General features: G+C 37.4%; 12 protein-coding genes and 1 pseudogene. 5 read left to right on the top strand and 8 right to left on the bottom strand.

Annotation, left to right across the window (positions count from 1 at the left end):
* Window positions 1-2: 2 nt before the first annotated feature.
* Window positions 3-1,916, bottom strand: coding sequence for a PTS 2-O-a-mannosyl-D-glycerate transporter subunit IIABC (gene mngA / locus ISX45_RS04980; protein ID WP_194520123.1), 1,914 nt, complete (start codon window positions 1,914-1,916; stop codon window positions 3-5).
* A 129-nt stretch (window positions 1,917-2,045) separates the two neighbouring features.
* Entirely contained in the window at window positions 2,046-2,774 is a 729-nt protein-coding gene (locus ISX45_RS04975; RefSeq protein ID WP_194520122.1) for a MurR/RpiR family transcriptional regulator, read from the bottom strand.
* A gap of 388 nt (window positions 2,775-3,162) precedes the next feature.
* Between ISX45_RS04975 and ISX45_RS04970 the strand changes: the two genes are divergently transcribed.
* Window positions 3,163-4,065, top strand: a complete 903-nt coding sequence (locus tag ISX45_RS04970; protein WP_194520121.1) for a DMT family transporter — start codon at window positions 3,163-3,165, stop codon at window positions 4,063-4,065.
* Between the two features lie 483 nt (window positions 4,066-4,548).
* Here the strand turns inward: ISX45_RS04970 and shc are convergent, their stop codons facing one another.
* A complete protein-coding gene (gene shc, locus ISX45_RS04965; protein ID WP_194520120.1) occupies window positions 4,549-6,447 on the bottom strand; it encodes a squalene--hopene cyclase in 1,899 nt (632 codons plus the stop codon).
* 116 nt (window positions 6,448-6,563) lie between these two features.
* On the opposite strand from shc, the gene ISX45_RS04960 reads away from it, so the two are divergent.
* Window positions 6,564-7,694, top strand: a complete 1,131-nt coding sequence (locus ISX45_RS04960) for a DUF2515 domain-containing protein (RefSeq protein WP_194520119.1) — start codon at window positions 6,564-6,566, stop codon at window positions 7,692-7,694.
* Complete coding sequence (locus ISX45_RS04955) at window positions 7,621-8,076, top strand: CBO0543 family protein (protein ID WP_181556844.1); 456 nt, start codon at window positions 7,621-7,623, stop codon at window positions 8,074-8,076. Before ISX45_RS04960 ends, ISX45_RS04955 begins: the two co-directional genes overlap by 74 nt.
* 731 nt (window positions 8,077-8,807) lie before the next feature.
* Here ISX45_RS04955 and ISX45_RS04950 read toward each other — a convergent pair.
* Window positions 8,808-9,578, bottom strand: a complete 771-nt coding sequence (locus ISX45_RS04950; RefSeq protein ID WP_194520118.1) for a polysaccharide deacetylase family protein — start codon at window positions 9,576-9,578, stop codon at window positions 8,808-8,810.
* A gap of 810 nt (window positions 9,579-10,388) precedes the next feature.
* Here ISX45_RS04950 and ISX45_RS20020 point away from each other — a divergent pair.
* A pseudogene (locus ISX45_RS20020) lies at window positions 10,389-10,545 on the top strand (ISNCY family transposase); the annotation flags it as partial.
* Between the two features lie 255 nt (window positions 10,546-10,800).
* Here the strand turns inward: ISX45_RS20020 and ISX45_RS04945 are convergent.
* Both ISX45_RS04945 and ISX45_RS04940 read right to left on the bottom strand, forming a co-directional pair.
* On the bottom strand, window positions 10,801-11,280 hold the full coding sequence (locus ISX45_RS04945) for a GyrI-like domain-containing protein (RefSeq protein WP_181556842.1): 480 nt from the start codon (window positions 11,278-11,280) through the stop codon (window positions 10,801-10,803).
* 618 nt (window positions 11,281-11,898) lie between these two features.
* Window positions 11,899-12,303, bottom strand: a complete 405-nt coding sequence (locus ISX45_RS04940) for a hypothetical protein (RefSeq protein ID WP_220129549.1) — start codon at window positions 12,301-12,303, stop codon at window positions 11,899-11,901.
* Between the two features lie 121 nt (window positions 12,304-12,424).
* Here ISX45_RS04940 and ISX45_RS04935 point away from each other — a divergent pair, with 121 nt between their 5' ends.
* Complete coding sequence (locus ISX45_RS04935) at window positions 12,425-13,450, top strand: trypsin-like serine peptidase (protein WP_181556841.1); 1,026 nt, start codon at window positions 12,425-12,427, stop codon at window positions 13,448-13,450.
* 444 nt (window positions 13,451-13,894) lie between these two features.
* On the opposite strand, the gene ISX45_RS04930 is transcribed toward ISX45_RS04935, so the two are convergent.
* The gene (locus ISX45_RS04930) at window positions 13,895-15,406 is read right to left on the bottom strand and encodes a glycosyltransferase family 4 protein (RefSeq protein ID WP_194520117.1); all 1,512 of its coding nucleotides are present in this window, start codon (window positions 15,404-15,406) and stop codon (window positions 13,895-13,897) included.
* A gap of 2 nt (window positions 15,407-15,408) precedes the next feature.
* Window positions 15,409-16,503, bottom strand: coding sequence for a CotS family spore coat protein (locus ISX45_RS04925; protein WP_194520116.1), 1,095 nt, complete (start codon window positions 16,501-16,503; stop codon window positions 15,409-15,411).
* Between the last annotated feature and the right edge of the window lie 254 nt (window positions 16,504-16,757).

Raw genomic sequence — 16,757 nt, 5'->3', positions numbered from 1 at the left:
CACTAGCCTTGCAGTTGTTGTCTTTTTAATTTATGAATACGAGTGACCACTAAAAGTACCGTAGAGATAAACGCACCGATGAACGCAGCTCCTAGCCAAATCATCCCCGCTTTCAGCAACGGAGCTCCTTGCAAAACAAATAAGGAGAAAATGCCCGCTCCCGGAACATTTAATCCAATTTTTGAAACGGTTACAATTGCACCTGTTACAGCTGACCCGATACAAAGGGATGGAATCACCCGGAGTGGATCCTCGATCATAAACGGTATAGCCCCTTCCGTAATCCCTGCTAATCCTAGAAGCCAAGTCGATTTCCCTACTTCCCTCTCATACTCTTCAAAGTAATGTTTAAATAATAATGTTGCCGCGGTTACAGAAAACGCCGACACCATTTTTACCGAAGCAAATGCCGCATATGGAATAAAATTCCCGCTAGCCATCGCTCCGATACAAAACGTATAGGCAGCCTTATTAACAGGTCCCCCCAAATCGAATGAGACCATAATTCCTAAAATTGTTCCCAGTACAACCGCATTGTTTCCCGAAAGGTTGTCTAACCAATGTAGCAATATATTGTTTAATCCGGCAATCGGTTTGCCAAATACTAAAAGCATTAATGCTCCTACGACAAGAGAACCTACAACCGGATAAACCCAAAAGCTAATAAAGCCTGAGAACGTACCTTTAGGCGGCAACTTTTTCTTCAAAAACTTAATGATATAACCGGCTAAAAACCCCCCTAGCATTCCACCTAAAAATCCGCTGTTAATCATGGTCGCTGCGATTCCCGCCGCAAATCCCGGTCCTAGCGCCGGTTTGTCAGAAATGGAATAAGCCATATAAGCAGATAATACTGGAATCATCAATGTTCCCAACATATTTCCGCCCAATTTTCGGAGCATCCATAACCATGAGTTTTCCGTATCATACAATTCCTGCAAATGAAATGCTTGGGCAACTAAAACCGTAAAAGCTAAAATCATTCCCCCAGCAACAATAATTGGTATAATATGAGAAATGCCTGTTAAAATCGAATTCTTGATTTCCGTTTTCCATGACGTCGTATCTTCACGAGATTCCCTTTTTTGTGGTTGATACTCCGTTTTCTCCTTACTTTTCGCTGTTTCGAGCGCCTTTTGGATCACTCCTTTTGCGTCTTTTAGCGGCACGGCTACCGTTGTTCGATAGATTGGTAGATGAGCAAATCTTTCTTCGTTTTTCACCGCCACATCAGCAGCAAAAATCGCTACATCTGCTTTTCTTAATTGCTCGTCTGTGTGAGAGTCTTCAATTCCATTTGCCCCTTGCTTTTCCACATATACGGTAACCCCCACTTCATTTCCAGCCCTTTGAAGAGCTTCGGCTGCCATATACGTATGGGCAATCCCTGCCGGACAAGCCGTGACAGCAACAATCATAGTTGATTCGCTTATACTGTGATTTTCCTCATCCGTTTGATGAAAGCCATCTAAGTTTTCATATAATTCCTTTGCACTTGTACAGTTTTGTAATCGCTTTCTATATTCCGGATTTGAAATTCTTTTTGCCAATTCAGCAAGCAATTGAATATGTGTTGATCCCGCTTCTTCCTTAGGAATCGCTAACAAAAAGACAAGATCAACTTTATTGTTTTCATCAATGCTCTCCCAATTTTCAATCGGCTTTTGTAACTTAGCCACAGCGAAAGAAGCCGTTTTGACAGCGCTTGACTTTCCGTGCGGAACCGCAAGCCCTGCTTCCAATCCAGTTGGAGATAGCTTTTCTCGAACCATGACATCACGATAAAACTCCTCTTCTGAATACAGTTTTCCTTCGTGCGCTAATTTCGTTACTAAATGTCGAATGACTTCGTCTTTATCGGTTAGCACCACATCTACATCAATTAAGTTCACGCTCGTTAACTTCTTTAATTCCATTTGTTTTCACTTCCCTTCATCCATCGTATTGTTTTTATTATAAATAAAAAAAATAAGAAGATTTGAATCTTCTTATTTTTTCACAAAATTCACAAATATGGTGACTATCCGTGTGTATTTATGCACATGCTAACGATACCCGTTCCAGTAATGCTCGCTTAATTTTCTTAATACAATCATCAACGACGTGCGATCCGTAATTTCGTACTTGTTGATAAACTGTTTAGGAGCCCAACAATAGAGGCGAAGATTCGATAAGGCGGCGAGCGAATTTTCGTTTAAATGAGTGAGACTGACAATAAACACTTCCTTTTGCTTGGCAATCGTAACCGCATCTAATACTTGCTTTGTCTCTCCAGAAACACTGATCACAAATATAAGATCCTTAGGCTGAATATGTTCGGCACTGTAAATCATCTCATGCCGCTGTGTAAAAAATTCTGCTTGTTTCCCAACACATCGCAAGTTTTTTGCCATCATTTCACAAAAATAAGCAGAATCCCCCACACCGTAAAATAGGGTTCTTTTTGACTCGTAAATTTTTCTTGCAGCCATATCTATCGTATCCATATCGATCATGTCATACGTTTTGAATATATGATCGGAAATTTTCGTGATATCGAACGTTTTTAAACGATCTTCTAACACCAAAGCCGTTTTTAACTCAGAGAATCCTTTATACCCTAACTTTTTCGCAAGTCGCACGATTGTATTCGGGACAGTATATAGATTTTGCGATAATTTCTGTATCGACATATTTACTATTTCCTGTCGATGACTAAGGATATAGTCAACAATTTGATCATCGGTCTCATTCAACTTATGAGCATAAATTTGCACTCTCTCTTCAAACTTCATCGCCCTCATCCTTCACCACAATGTTCTACTGTTTCATCACAGGGGTTCCGTTCTTAATGTTACCTAATAACGCTCATAAACAAAAAATTCCCTCCCCCTTAGTAGCTACCACCATCAGTAAACGCTTCCATAAAATCCGTTATAAAACTAGTTTTATTATAACGCCTCAACCTTTTCCCTCCAACCATGAATTCTTCTTAAACTTTAAACTTTAACACCTTTTCCGTAAAAATCACTTAAACTTTCTTGTTATGTCCAAGAAATATAAACCAAAATCGGTATTTAATGCATTATTATACTCTTCACCATCCCATGCATTTCATAACACATTATGGCAGTTATTTGGTAAAATAGGGAATATCATTAAAAATAGATAGGGGATCTTGCTATGAGGGAGAGAATATTTTTAATTTTGGCGAATTTATTTTGGGCAGGGAACTATGTATTTGGAAAATACGTCGTTTCCGAGATGAGTCCACTATGGATTACTTTTACTAGGTGGTTTTTGTCCTTAGCTTTTCTCATTCCTATTTCTTATTTCGTTGAACGGCCTAATTACCGCAAAGTATTGAAAAATTCTTGGTTATCATTAAGTTGCATGGGGCTTCTTGGTGTTATCGGATACAACCTCTTGCTTTACGGCGCATTAGAATACACATCGCCGATGAATGCTTCCTTGGTAAATGCACTGAATCCAGCTATGATGGTGTTTTTTTCTTTTCTTATATTGAAAGAAAGAATGAGCTGGACTAATGTTGTAGGGTTTGCTCTTTCCCTTATCGGAGTGCTTTTCATATTAACGAAGGGACATTTAGAATGGATCTTTCAAACAACATATAACCGCGGGGATTTAATGATGATAGCGGCTAATTTATGCTGGGTCTTTTACTCGATTATCGGAAAAAGATTAGCTGTTCCTCCTATTACAGCAACAGCCAGTTCTGTTGCTCTTAGTGTCATTTTTTTATTTCCATTTCTTTTCTTGCAACCGATGGATATGACCCAATTAAGTGTGAAAGGGATTACCGGAATCATCTATATGTGGCTATTTCCATCGGTCTGTTCCTTTGCTTTTTGGAACATGGCTGTAAAAAAAGTTGGTCCTAGCCATGCGGGTGTGTATTTAAATTTGATTACGGTGTTTACTGCCATCATCACATTAATTTTAGGAGAAAAGATTCTCGTATCACAAATCATTGGCGGTACTCTAGTGCTCATCGGAGTTTATTTTGCTACAAAAATACCTAAACCAAAAGAGAAAGTCATAAAAAAAGTGCACGCACAGTTGTAAATTTTAATCTCGAGTGATAGATAAAAAAAGAAGAACCCTTACTGGTTGAAAAATAGAAGGAGCCGGCGAAAAGATCCGTTGGAAAAGAAAAATCGTTTTTTTTTTCTGTTTTTATCGGTTATTTTCTCCTTACTTCATTAGAAAAACAATTTACTTAAACATAAAGTTCATTTTCAATCGAGGTATTCTTTCAACATGAGAATCTTCCTTCCAAAGGAAATAGAGATTACGAATCTGCCCCAAAAGCAAAATATCAAATCTCACATGTAGGACATAGCATGGACGAATAAACGATATTGTGAGATGTACGTAAGGTCAAACACTTATGTAGCAGCCCATACAAACAAGATCGAAAACAACATTTTTCAATCAATTCTGTTTGCACTAAAGATGGAGAGCTTGTGACCGTTACGGTGAAGCTCCCCATCGTGTACCTGATTTTACTCCATTACTAAGGACCGTTCTGGGAAACAACATATAAAATCAAACATGGGAGATTTCATATTTCTTCTGATAATGACTTAATGTTAGTAAAGGAAATATATACTGGTAACTGTGATAATGAATATAAAATCCCCCTGCCATTCCCTGCCCTGTTGGATAAGAAGTTGTCCAATCTTTCCTTTCAGCAGATTGGAGAATAAATTGGACTCCGGCTTGAATTTCCGGTATCGGTTCATCAAAAACAGCAATCAGTGCATCCAATGCCCAAGCTGTATGTATTAACGTACTTGCTCCTAACGGAACGTACGCTTTCGCTATATCGCTTTTACATGACTCTCCCCACCCGCCATCGTTGTTTTGGATGTTTAACAACCATTTTACCGCTTTTTGAATGGCTGGATGTTTCGGAGAAATCCCCACTGAAATCAGCCCGGTGACAGCAGCCCATGTTCCATATATATAACAAATCCCCCATCTGCCGTACCAAGACCCGTTTTTTTCTTGATGATCCACCAACCACTCTACTCCACGTTGGATAGCTAGATGTTGTTTAGATAAATTGGTGAAATTTCCGAAAAACTCTAACGTTCTTCCGGTTAAATCTGCGGTAGACGGATCGGTTAATAAGAACTCCGCTCCTTGAATCGGAATATGGTGTAAAATGCGCTTATTGACATTCTTTTCAAATGCTCCGTAACCTCCATCGTCATTTTGCATTGAGAACAGCCAATTGATCCCTCTATCCCATGCCTGACGAAATAAAGGTTCTTTCATCACCAATTTGTGAATTGCTCTTAAAGAAGCGGTTGTGTCATCAACATCGGGATTTATTGTATTAATGTTTGAAAACCCCCATCCTCCTGGCAAGCTGTATGGATTATGAATGGCCCAATCGCCATATTGATAATGTTGACGTGAAAGAAGATAGAGATTTGCTTTTTCAACCACGGGATCTGTAGAAGACATCCCTGCTTCTTGTAAAGCATAACTCACTAAGGAAGTGTTCCAAACATTTGCCGTTGTATATTGCATGTGAGGATAGCCATTAATTTGGCAGACAAAAGACTTTAATCCATTAATCGCTTTGATAATGATTGGATGACTTTTTGGATACCCAAGCGATAACAAAGCAAAAATCATAAGGAAAGTAGAACTAAAATAACTATAGAATGTTCCATCTGATTCTATACGGCTTAACATATATTGTTTGGCATGATGAATGGCTGTAGTGTGAATATATTCCGGTAAACCAATGAAACTTTTGATTCCCTGTTTCATATAAGAAAGAAAAGACCGATCCATTTGTAACCATCTCCAGTAATCGTCTTCTTCACATCTCGAAACAAATAAATCCGAAAGATCTGGACTTCTCCTCGTTTTTATACGATATTTGTTGTCAGCTAGAATGAAAATCGGTGTAAGATTGGCTCTTCCAGAGACGGAAAAATCCCAAAAGTTGATCGGAAACGAAGGCGGCAAAAGGACGATTTCCACAGGAATAGGAAAAAATTTCGGCCATGGATATTGCCCTGTTAAAGAAAGCATAAATTTGGCAAACATATGCACGTTTTCTATTCCACCCATTTCCAAAATCCGCCGTTTTGCAGCTTGCATGTTTTTATCGTTTTTCTTGCGATATCCGGAATAGAGAAGCGCATAATATGCTTCAACGGTTGCCGTTACATTTCCTTCGCCTTCGTCATCAAAAAGTTTCCACGCTCCGTTCCCTTGCTGCTTACTTTCGATTCTTTCTACTAACGCTTTGATTAAGTCCTCATCATTTATTTCCAACGTACGTAATAAGATGATCATATAAGCATCTGTGGCAACGCCAGTTTCAAAAGGGTAACGCCATGATCCATCCGGGGATTGTTCTTTTTTCAATTGATTCACGATTCGGTTGATTTCGTTTTGAATGCTAAACTTCACGCTCGCCATCCCTTTCATTTAAAAAAATAAGCACTTACCTAATACTTATTCCCGCATATTGAAAACGATTCGTATAGGGAGGGGTAGATATTTTTTGGCTAATAAAGAAAAAGAAAAAACCGGTTATGCCTCCATTTCTTCTGGAAATAAATGAGGAGTTAAAGAAAAAGTGCAAAGGTTTCAAGATAACAACGATGAAAAAGTCCGATTTAACCAAAGAGGAAAAAAGGTTGGTCCAAAAAATACTCACTCACACAAAAATAAAGAATGAAAACAACATCACAAGAACACAAGCATACTTTGATTTTTATCAGCGTCATCCGGAAATTCATTGGGCACTTTTGGGACATATGGTATCAAGAAATGGTGGATGGAATATGACCGACTTAAAGGGAGAGCTGCTATCCAATTTGTTAAACGAACAGGAACAGCAGTCTTTCTTTTCCTTTTTAGAGCGCGGAAATTGGCTTATTTTTCAAGATGTATACCCGCAGTTTTTGCTTTATGAGGAAAGTATAAAAAGGAAAAGACCACTTTTTTATCTTCTTTCTATTTTTCATGTATCAACATTTATGGAAACGATTTGGAACCACTTTTGGAAATATGGTGACCCCTATATACTGGCCATTGCTCTTGTAATTAATGAACAAAGCTATTTAGAAAAACGAGTCATCCAAAATCCCCTTTTTCAAGAGAACGTATTTCATACAATTGAGTTTAAGCTTCAAGATATCCTTAGCTTAAATCATATTCTTTTTCCTTACTATGACAAATATGAGAAGCGAAGTATAGGACTCATCGGGCAAACGTTGCATCATTTCAGTTCGCTTCATGAACGGATATTATTAGGAAAGCGGTTATATTCCTTACTTTTTCATAAAAAAAATATGTTAGACAAAGTGGTGCAATGGGCCGCTTCTTGCCCCCATACCGGAACTCGTAAAGATTACTGGCCTCACCTATTTAATGACGTTCATGAATCGGTGCCAAGACACCCCTATAGACGCCGCATCAAAAATTGCCAAATACAGCAAGGGGTACCTCGAATATATAGTCCAAGATTAGAGTATGCATGGAAAAACGTTACACATGAAGAAGCAGATATAGGAGATTGGTTCAATGACTGGACCATTACCGATTATTTCAACAAACAAGAGGAAGAGATAAATGGAGAGATTACCGATGAATATTGTGAAACACTCGAAAAAATTGAGCTTGCGGTTATCGCGAAAAAAGCTATTTTCCACTCGAAGTAAACATATTTCTGCTTATATTTCTACAGCCTTATTTGCCTCATGGATTGGAACTTATTTAGATCTTTATTTCGTTGGAAAACAATGGTATAGTTTTCCTGCTAGGCCGTATCCAGCTATTTTCACCATTAACATTATGTTTACGCTGATCGGCCTACCAATCCTAACGACTTTTTTTCTTTACTTTATGGAGAAGATAAAAACGTGGAAAAAAGGTGTTTTTATCGGCACAGCAAGCCTTATAATGACACTTGGAGAAAAACGATCAGAAGCACTCGGATGGTTTGCCCACAATGATCAGTGGGAACATATTTATTCCTTTTTTGGATATCTGATTTTTATGATAATCGTTTGGAAATTCTATCGATGGATGAATTCAATCTAGGGCATTGAACATTATGAGACAGGGGGGTTAGTGCGAATCTTCTTCTGCATTCGATATTGTTGCTGTTGTTAATCTTCTTCCATACACCACCAGCAATCAAATGCGATTTTCAAAGTATGAGCCAATTCTTTTGATAGTCATGCATGGTAACCGAATCCGTATGTGTCAATCATGAACGAATCAGTGTGATCCCCCACTTCACACTAAACTTTGTCATGTTTTTGAAGTGGGAGGCTTCTTTCGGAATGATGTAAAAATTGCAAAGGAAATCATTAATGTTGGTGCATCTGTAACAGTCATCATCCGTAGCCTCCTTGTTACAAGGGAGTAGCCACTGCCCCTATCTTTATTTATGCCATAAGCCACACTTGCCTCTAAATGAATTACTCCTCGAGCACAAATCCTCAAGCCTGAACGGCACGAACCGATGAACGAATTTGGCCAGTTGACTTTGACTTCACTTTTGTTTTGCTCTCAAAACAGCTTCGCAAAACTTGCCGCAATATCAGAACACACAGCGATTTTTCGCCAGTAAATCGTTAGCGTTTAAAGATCAAACAATTCCCCATTTCGGAACTATCACATAGTTATGATTGTTCGGCGCTACACGTTCGCCCCATAATTATTGTCTCTTTTTTCAAAAAAGAGCCTGCCACATCCCGAATGTTCGCAGGAGCATTCAGCCAGCTTCGAGTGATGACAGGCAATTTTTCTATCCAGTTGTTTATCATTCATCCCGATACCCCGTTGAGATATCTATAGTTTGGATGCATTTCTAGCAATTCTGATACGGTGACAAATTTGTATCCTCTTTTTTTAAGTTCAGGCAAAATTTTTTTTAGAGCTTCGATAGTTTGCCGACGATCCCCACCGTAATCGTGAAATAAGACAATATCGCCATTTCGGGCATTCAACAAAACCTTTTTTACAATATTGCTGACTCCCGGCTGTTTCCAGTCATATGTATCTTGATGCCATGACCACATCACTACTGTATAGCCTTCTTGGTTAGCAACATTGATGATGGTTTCATTATAATATCCTCCTGGCGGGCGAAATAATTTAGGAGAGAATCCAGTCAATTGAATAATGGTTTGCTTTGTTTTTCTTAACTCTGTTCTGATTTCTTCTTCGGTAAGCCCTCTGAAATTTAAATGATTGTATGTATGATTAGCTAATTCATGGCCATCCAAAATTTCCCGTTTTGCTAAATCGGGATGATCTTTTACACGAGAACCAACTACAAAAAAGGTTGCCTTTGCTTGATATTGTTTTAAAACATCTAGAATTTGTGGAGTATATTTTGGGCTCGGTCCATCATCGAATGTCAATGCAATAACTTTTTCTTTCGTTGGTATTTCCCAAATTGCTTTTCCTTGTTCTTCATAAAACTTTCGTCCTTTATTATTGTCCGCTGTTATGGGCAATACACAAATAAACATCAGAACAACAGAGCAACCTATGATAGAGATTAACCATTTAAAAAATTTTTTATTTATCATCAAGCACCAACACCTTTTGTGTAATTTTATTGCTTGTGTTAGAATACTTATTTCTCAATTATGCTTCCGCCCAATATGGATCATTAGAGACCTCTCGGCAGCAGATCGGGATTCTCTCCACGCTTATTTTCGTCTGTTATTGTAGCCACAACTCTAGCGTAGCCCTATTCAACCAACTTCTGTCAACGTTTCCTGTTGAACGGGCTGGACCTCCATCTGCTCCAATTCTTTTCCTTTCTCCATGCCCTTTTTTATTTTCATGAAAAACCTTTACGGAGAGGCTAAATTTCATACAAATCCGCTATGTTTCTTCCTGTGACAGACCCAGGAATTTGATTGTAAAGAATGACAGTCTGTCCTTCCTTCCCATTTTGACGATTTTTCAGATAATCTGACAGATAATCCGGTGTGGAGGGAGAACAAATTGACCGAAAAACTGTTTTAACTTTTGGATGATAAAGACGTTCATTTCATTGTCGTATTCACCGGAAATAATGCGTCTTTCGATCCATGGCATGCCTACTTTTTCCCGTTTTTGTTTTCATTAGTGTTTCCCGAAAATCAATTTTTTATCAGAAATCATGTCACACCACTACGTCTTGTTTTAACAGAACATTGTAAGATAAGTCTGATTGACAAGTTCAGGGAATAGGAAAAGATCACGCACGAACCACAAAAAAGTTCTTCAACAGATAAAAGGCAAACAAGAACCCATAGAATCACCGGACTCTTGTTTGCTTGTATTAGCTTACAGCGCAAGAGAGCCATTCTGTTATGCGAATATTTCATATTACAAAATAACAGATCGGTGGCCAATGGCTGCTTAGATTTCGCTAGCGAGATTGAACAGGTATTTAACGAGTTAAAGAATAACAGGCTGGAACTGCCAAGATGATATGGATTTCATCGATATGTACTGCATGTGCTATGCTGTATCCTTATGTATAACTTCGAGTTTTTACTCTAGTTTATATTGAGCTAAAGGTGCCGTTTAGTTGCATAAGGGGGAACATCAGGAAAGCGCAGATTTACAACGTTAGTCATTATTTCCGAATATCTATCTGTTATTTGGATTAAAGCTGTTAAGGGAGTATTTGATATAATGAGCGATTAGCGTGATTTTTTGTCATAATGTGTTTAGTAGTCATCATATTTTATACAAACAAATACCCTTAAAAATATAAGGGCATTTGTCATTAAATAACTTTCCAGAAGTTTCTGTTTATTTTACTGGTATCCAGATTTCAGAATAACAATCGGGACTGGAGGGATCTTCGTCTGTATATACTTCTAATGCTGGTGTGCCTGCATGCTCATAACCACTGGATGGAAACCATTCTGAAAAAATTTGTTTCCATACTTTTTGCATAGCATCTGGCATCGGCCCGTGAACTTCAAATACAGCCCATTTGGATGCGGGTACTTCAAATTTTAATAATCCGTCGGGTGTGTCACCATCATATTCTGTGGCTACCCAATAATCCATTACTTGCTTCTGTGTATCGTTATTAGCGGCACATACACCTAATACACCTTTAATCTGACCATTGTTCAACTTCAATAATAAATCGACTGTTCCATCCTCATTCACTTCATCCCACAGTTTGGGAATACCCACAAGATTCTCCTCATTGATTAATGAAAATTCTCGCTTGATTCCTACTACTTGAAAACTATCTCTTTCAACAATTTTGTATTTCATTGGTTCTGCTCCTTTCGGACTCACCTGTATAATCAGGCGGTAATAAGATTTGAGCTTTCCAATAGACTCTCATGCTTCACCTGATGTTATGCCATGTTGCCTACAAAAAGCTTTTGAATGTATTCGATTAAATGAACTAACGGGAGCTATAATTCATTAAAATTGGAGCTTTTAAACAACATTATTACTATTATGAGTGAATTAAGTACAGTTTTACGAATATTACTTAATTATCAGTGATCACTATTCTACGTTTTAACCCTCTCTACAACAACTCCTCTTTCTCTACAGGATCTAAGAGGTTTTTAGTAACTAATCCTATTTATAATTTACATCTTAAACATTTCAAACCAAATCATCAACCTATATTTTTATGCTAATAAAAAAGGATAGCTTGCTCTTATATTGAACTAACTATCCTATAAAGCAGTATCTATATTTAATTGCTGCACCCTCGATCTTATTTTTTGTTTACACTGAATATGGAATTTCTACTATTCTTCAAATCTATAAGCTGCGTGAGAATTAAAAAAGATTTCAAACTTCGTGGCAAGGACAGATTTGGGCACTGAGCCACATTTTACTCTCTTTTTTGTCGGTTATGTTACCGCTTTAATATCATTCTATGGAAATAGTTAATTTATTATTTTTTAGACTAGGGATGAATTGTATTTTGCTTGTCGGTAAATTTTCATCTTTGGCAGTCTCCCCTAGCGCTTTCTTCGCTTTTAAATACTCATCGATAGTATCGTATTTAGTCGGGGAGACTTGCAAAGTATATGTAATTCCAACATATAAATTCAATGTAAAAGATTTTTTGTTCACAATCATAATTTTATCTTTAGGAACATAGGCAATTTCCTTCGTTTGATATCCTTTCGAGGCAATATTCACTAAGAACTTAGAATATTTGCCACTCTTATCTACTATGTGTATGGTTACAGGTATTTTATTAGGAAGTTGATTGACCGTATCTTTTTTATTGGAGCAAGCGACTAGCAATACAGTAATAGTAATAATCAATAAAGATATTTTTTTTATTTTAAAAACCTCCTTTAAAAAAATTACAAAAAATACTTTATTTACATTTAATGTTATATTATACTAAATTTTAAGAAAATTCAATGTTAAGGAGGGGGACAAATTGAAAAAAGCAGGAATTGTTTTATTTTCATTCGTCTTGTTATTTTTAATTCCTAGTATAAGCTTAGCGAACAAAGCCCTTGCAGCAACGTTCAACGAAGAGACTTCCAAAAATGATATTTACGAAAAAATCACGTTCCCGAAAATAGGAAAGGAACGCACTGAAAGATTATTAAATTATATCAAGAGCACTAAAAAACCTGTAAAAAATTTAAGTAGTGAAGATATTAAAAAACTTCAACAAGACCCGTCATTCACCTCTTTTAGTTCTCAAGGAGAGATACTAAAACTTCCTTTTACTTTAGAATCAAAGAATTCTTCAGCAATAAGTCCATTACAAAGTGAAGCTGCAGCAACTGATAATAGAGTTCGGATAAACCCAACCACAACTTACCCTTATAACGCTATAGCTCAAATAGATTTTACAGATGGCACATATGGTTATAGTTGTACCGGTTGGTTTGTTGACAAAAATACTGTTGTTACTGCAGCACATTGCGTGTATGATACTTACAATAATAAATTTTATCAAGCATGGTATGTGTATCCTGCAGAAAACGGGACTCAACTACCTTATGGAGGGATGGCATCAACGACAGCATATGTTACTAGCTCATGGCAACAAGCCACTCCGCCAGATGAAGAAAGTATCTACTATAAAGATGTACAATACGATTTTGCCGTGATTAATTTGTCATCAAGTACAAATCATCCAAACTATTTAACTATTAATACTAATCCACAAGTTAATAATAGCATCTTTTCAGTGGGGTATCCTGGCGATAAAAGTTTTGAGTACAATGGCTCATATTACTATTACATGTACGGAAGCTCCGGTCAAATAAGCAAAATTGAAAGTAATACCATTACACATACCGCTTATGTTACATCAGGAATGAGTGGCGGGCCAATTATGTTAACCAGTAATTGGAATGCTGTATCTTTAAATAGCACTTCTAGTTGGGGAGTTGCCTTTTCAACAGTTTCTAAAAACTTTATTTTAACTTGGGGAGCTCAAAATAACTAGGAGTGTTAGCGAAATAAGAAAAACAAGCGGTAAGCACATATTAAAATTGACTAATATGTGCTTACCTTTATTTATGGCTTTTTTAAGTTCTTGATAAACTAGCTCTCTTCTTCCTTTTTCAGCACGTTTTATTTCTCGGGTGTCCTTATTATCTTCGCGAACAATGTTAGGCTGTTTTATAACTTGCTCCTTCGTTCACTTTCATTTTTCAGTAACATTTACTAACATTTCTTTTGATGCTTTGTCAACTTTTTCATTAGATTCTTCAACGATTTCCATACGTGCCTCAACTAAATTCGCTTGAATTTCAATTTTTTTAACTATCGCTGTATTCTTTTTCTCTAGCTCGGCGATTTTTCCTTCGCCTTTAAGCTCTTTTCTTCACGTTTAGTGTTTTCGATATTTTCTCAAGAACTTCTTTCGCCTTAAGATTTTCGATTTGTTCTAATGACCACTTGTAATGATAAAATATTTTCCGTGAACTTTGCCTCTAATTTTTTCACGAGTTGAACCCATTTCAGTTTTTCTAACGCCGCTTGTAATGATAAAATGTTTTCCGCGAACTTTGCTTCTAGTTTGTTCATGAGTTGAATCAGTTTCAGTTGATGGATCTTGTGTTTGTTCTTCTGTGCCTTTTTCCAGTTGCCCCTCTATTATGTTATCATTTTCCGATTCAAATTCAGCTGCATGTTCAGCAACAGATTCAGTAACAGGTTCAATAACATGTTCAGCAACAGGTTCAGCAACAGATTCAGCCACAGGCTCAGCAACTGGTTCAGCAATATGTTCTTCATTCGTTTTTTCTTGTTTAACTTCTTTAGCTTGTGCCCAAACTTCGAGCAGCTCAGAGGCTACTCTGTCCCACTTATAACGGGAAACAGCAAGTCCTCTTCCTTTTTCCCCCATTCTCTTCATCAATGACTTGCCTGATAATATTTGTGAAATCTTTTCTACAAAACAGTTTGGGTCCTCCGGGTTCTCCACTATAAGACCGTTTTCGTTTGAAAGAATAACTTCTGGATTGCCTCCCCTTGCTGTTGTTACAATCGGAAGACCTGCTGCCATTGCTTCATAGTGCACCCGCGCCAACGGTTCTTGCCATTGCGAAGTACATACAAATAAATCAGCGGCAGCAAACCAATTTTGTATTTCATCCGGTGCAACAAAGCCTGTTGTCACAACTGGAATTGGCAGCTTTTTTGCCAATGCTCGTACGTAGGCGACATAATCGGTTACGTCATTTTGGCTAAACCATTTACTTCCTACTATTACTAACGCTAAATCTTTAAATTTTTTTGAAAGCTCCGGTAACGCTCTAACTAGCTTATCGACCCCTTTATTATTCGAAAGCCTTCCTGCATATAAAATAACTGTTTTATTCTCTAAACCATGTGCTTGACGAATTTCATTGCGTATTTTTTGCATCTTTGGATGGCTTCCAGGTAAAAATCTCTCGGTATCCACCCCGGAATAAATAGTGCGTATTTTTGGTGAGGCTTGTGGATATAGATCACGTATTACATTTCCAACATAATTACTGACTGTTACAATATTTGACACTTCTTCTAATGCCGCCTGTGCTTCTTCTGGATCAATTTTTTCTGGATTGAACATATCATTGTGCATACTTAAGGTAATTTTTGATTTTGGAGCTACATTTCGAACAGGTATAACGAGGCGCGGACGATTAAAAATGTGGATAAGATCAAAGTGATTTGCTTCAACATAACGAACAACATTTTCTCGATATATTTCGAATACTTTGCCGGGTACGCGTACATAATGAACTCCATTTATAGTTTCTTGGTCTGGAAGTGATGGATCACTAATCCCCAAAACTGTAATATCATGAAATTTACTTAAATATGGAAGAACACCAGAAATGTAAGTTTGGATCGCTCCTCCTAATACAGGAGGAACAGGAAGTTTTTCAGTACAAATCATTAAAATTTTCATGTTTATTCCACCTCCTTCCAATCATCTTGAATTTCTTCCAATACAGGCCACTTGGAATGTTCGGTTTCGACAATCGTTTGAATTAATTGTGTCGTTTGTTCATTGAGAAATATTTCAGGCTCATACACAACTTCTTTTATATTTTTATAAAATTCGTTTGGCATTGACAAATCAATCATTAAAATCTCATATAATTGAGCTGTTATCGGATTTGCTTCATGATACGCCTTAATCATTTCCCGTACCCACGTCACATCCCATCTATATAAATCCGCCATTGTACCGGTAATGAGCTTTCTCAAATCACGAATCGGAAGATCAAACGCGACACCGTCAAGGTCAATAATCCACATCCCGTCGTCTCCCATTTGCCCATTGGACCAACCATAGTCCTGATGAACTAATCCCCAATACGCATTTCCTAGTTTTATCAATTCAAAATAGCTTGATTGATTGAGCCTTTCTAGTCCTCTTCTTGCTTGCTCTTCAAATTCATCTATCACATCCAATAAATATGAACTTGCCGGCATTTCCTCATAAGCTTTGGCAATGTTTCGAAACCAATCCATTTTAGTTATGACCTTTCCATAGTTTTTTGGCCACTTGTGCAATCTTGAAGCAATTTCAGCTTGTTCAGGAGGAATATATCCCTTGCTTAAACGATGGAATTCACCAAGAGCATAACAAAGTTGCTTCGCTCCTTCCAAATCTTTTGTAACCGGTGCCAATGGTTCGATCCATTCTGCAACAAACCATAACTTTCCTCCTGCTTCAACGTAATTTTTTCCGTCCTTTGTTTTTACAATTGGCGGCACCCTTGCCTCCTGGACATCAACTAAATATTCCTGAGCCCCTAGGCTGAACAAACTTCTGGTTGGTCTTCGATGTAGCAGCTTTAAACTTTTGGGGCCTAAATTTGTCTCAAGCTTCCAAATAGCTCCGCCTTTGTCCGGCTTGGTTGTAATTACTTGAATGCTCTTAACGGATAAATCGTAACTTTGAAGAACTTCTTCTGCTAATTGATTAATATAGTCAGGTACAAAAAATTCATCAGTAGACTCATCGACTATCCATGGTTCAATTACCGTCTTCTCCACACTATCCCTCCTATAAAATAGAAAAGTATCAGCCCTACGCAACCATGCTTAGACAAAACATTATTGTTGTAGTTCATTCATCTAATAAACGTCAGTGTTGGGGTGATGGGTACATAAACAGAATTTTATAGGTTTAGTCATCGACAGAAGCCTCAAACAACGTTAGGTCACTTTTTAGCACATAGTTCGTAGAATGAGCGTCATTTTAAACATATCAATAAGGTAGGCTGTATTTTTAATAAGGTATGCCTGCA

The sequence above is a fragment of the Thermaerobacillus caldiproteolyticus genome, assembly GCF_015326725.1.
Taxonomy (GTDB): Bacteria; Bacillota; Bacilli; order Bacillales; family Anoxybacillaceae; genus Thermaerobacillus; species Thermaerobacillus caldiproteolyticus.
Note: the sequence above shows the minus strand (reverse complement) of the source record. Positions and strands in the feature narration are given on the sequence as shown.

Bases quoted from the DNA above. Each gene is read 5' to 3' on its own strand.
- mngA (WP_194520123.1), bottom strand. From the start codon at position 1,916: ATGGAATTAAAGAAGTTAACGAGCGTGAACTTAATTGATGTAGATGTG.
- ISX45_RS04975 (WP_194520122.1), bottom strand. From the start codon at position 2,774: ATGAAGTTTGAAGAGAGAGTGCAAATTTATGCTCATAAGTTGAATGAG.
- ISX45_RS04970 (WP_194520121.1), top strand. From the start codon at position 3,163: ATGAGGGAGAGAATATTTTTAATTTTGGCGAATTTATTTTGGGCAGGG.
- shc (WP_194520120.1), bottom strand. From the start codon at position 6,447: ATGGCGAGCGTGAAGTTTAGCATTCAAAACGAAATCAACCGAATCGTG.
- ISX45_RS04960 (WP_194520119.1), top strand. From the start codon at position 6,564: ATGCCTCCATTTCTTCTGGAAATAAATGAGGAGTTAAAGAAAAAGTGC.
- ISX45_RS04955 (WP_181556844.1), top strand. From the start codon at position 7,621: ATGAATATTGTGAAACACTCGAAAAAATTGAGCTTGCGGTTATCGCGA.
- ISX45_RS04950 (WP_194520118.1), bottom strand. From the start codon at position 9,578: ATGATAAATAAAAAATTTTTTAAATGGTTAATCTCTATCATAGGTTGC.
- ISX45_RS04945 (WP_181556842.1), bottom strand. From the start codon at position 11,280: ATGAAATACAAAATTGTTGAAAGAGATAGTTTTCAAGTAGTAGGAATC.
- ISX45_RS04930 (WP_194520117.1), bottom strand. From the start codon at position 15,406: ATGAAAATTTTAATGATTTGTACTGAAAAACTTCCTGTTCCTCCTGTA.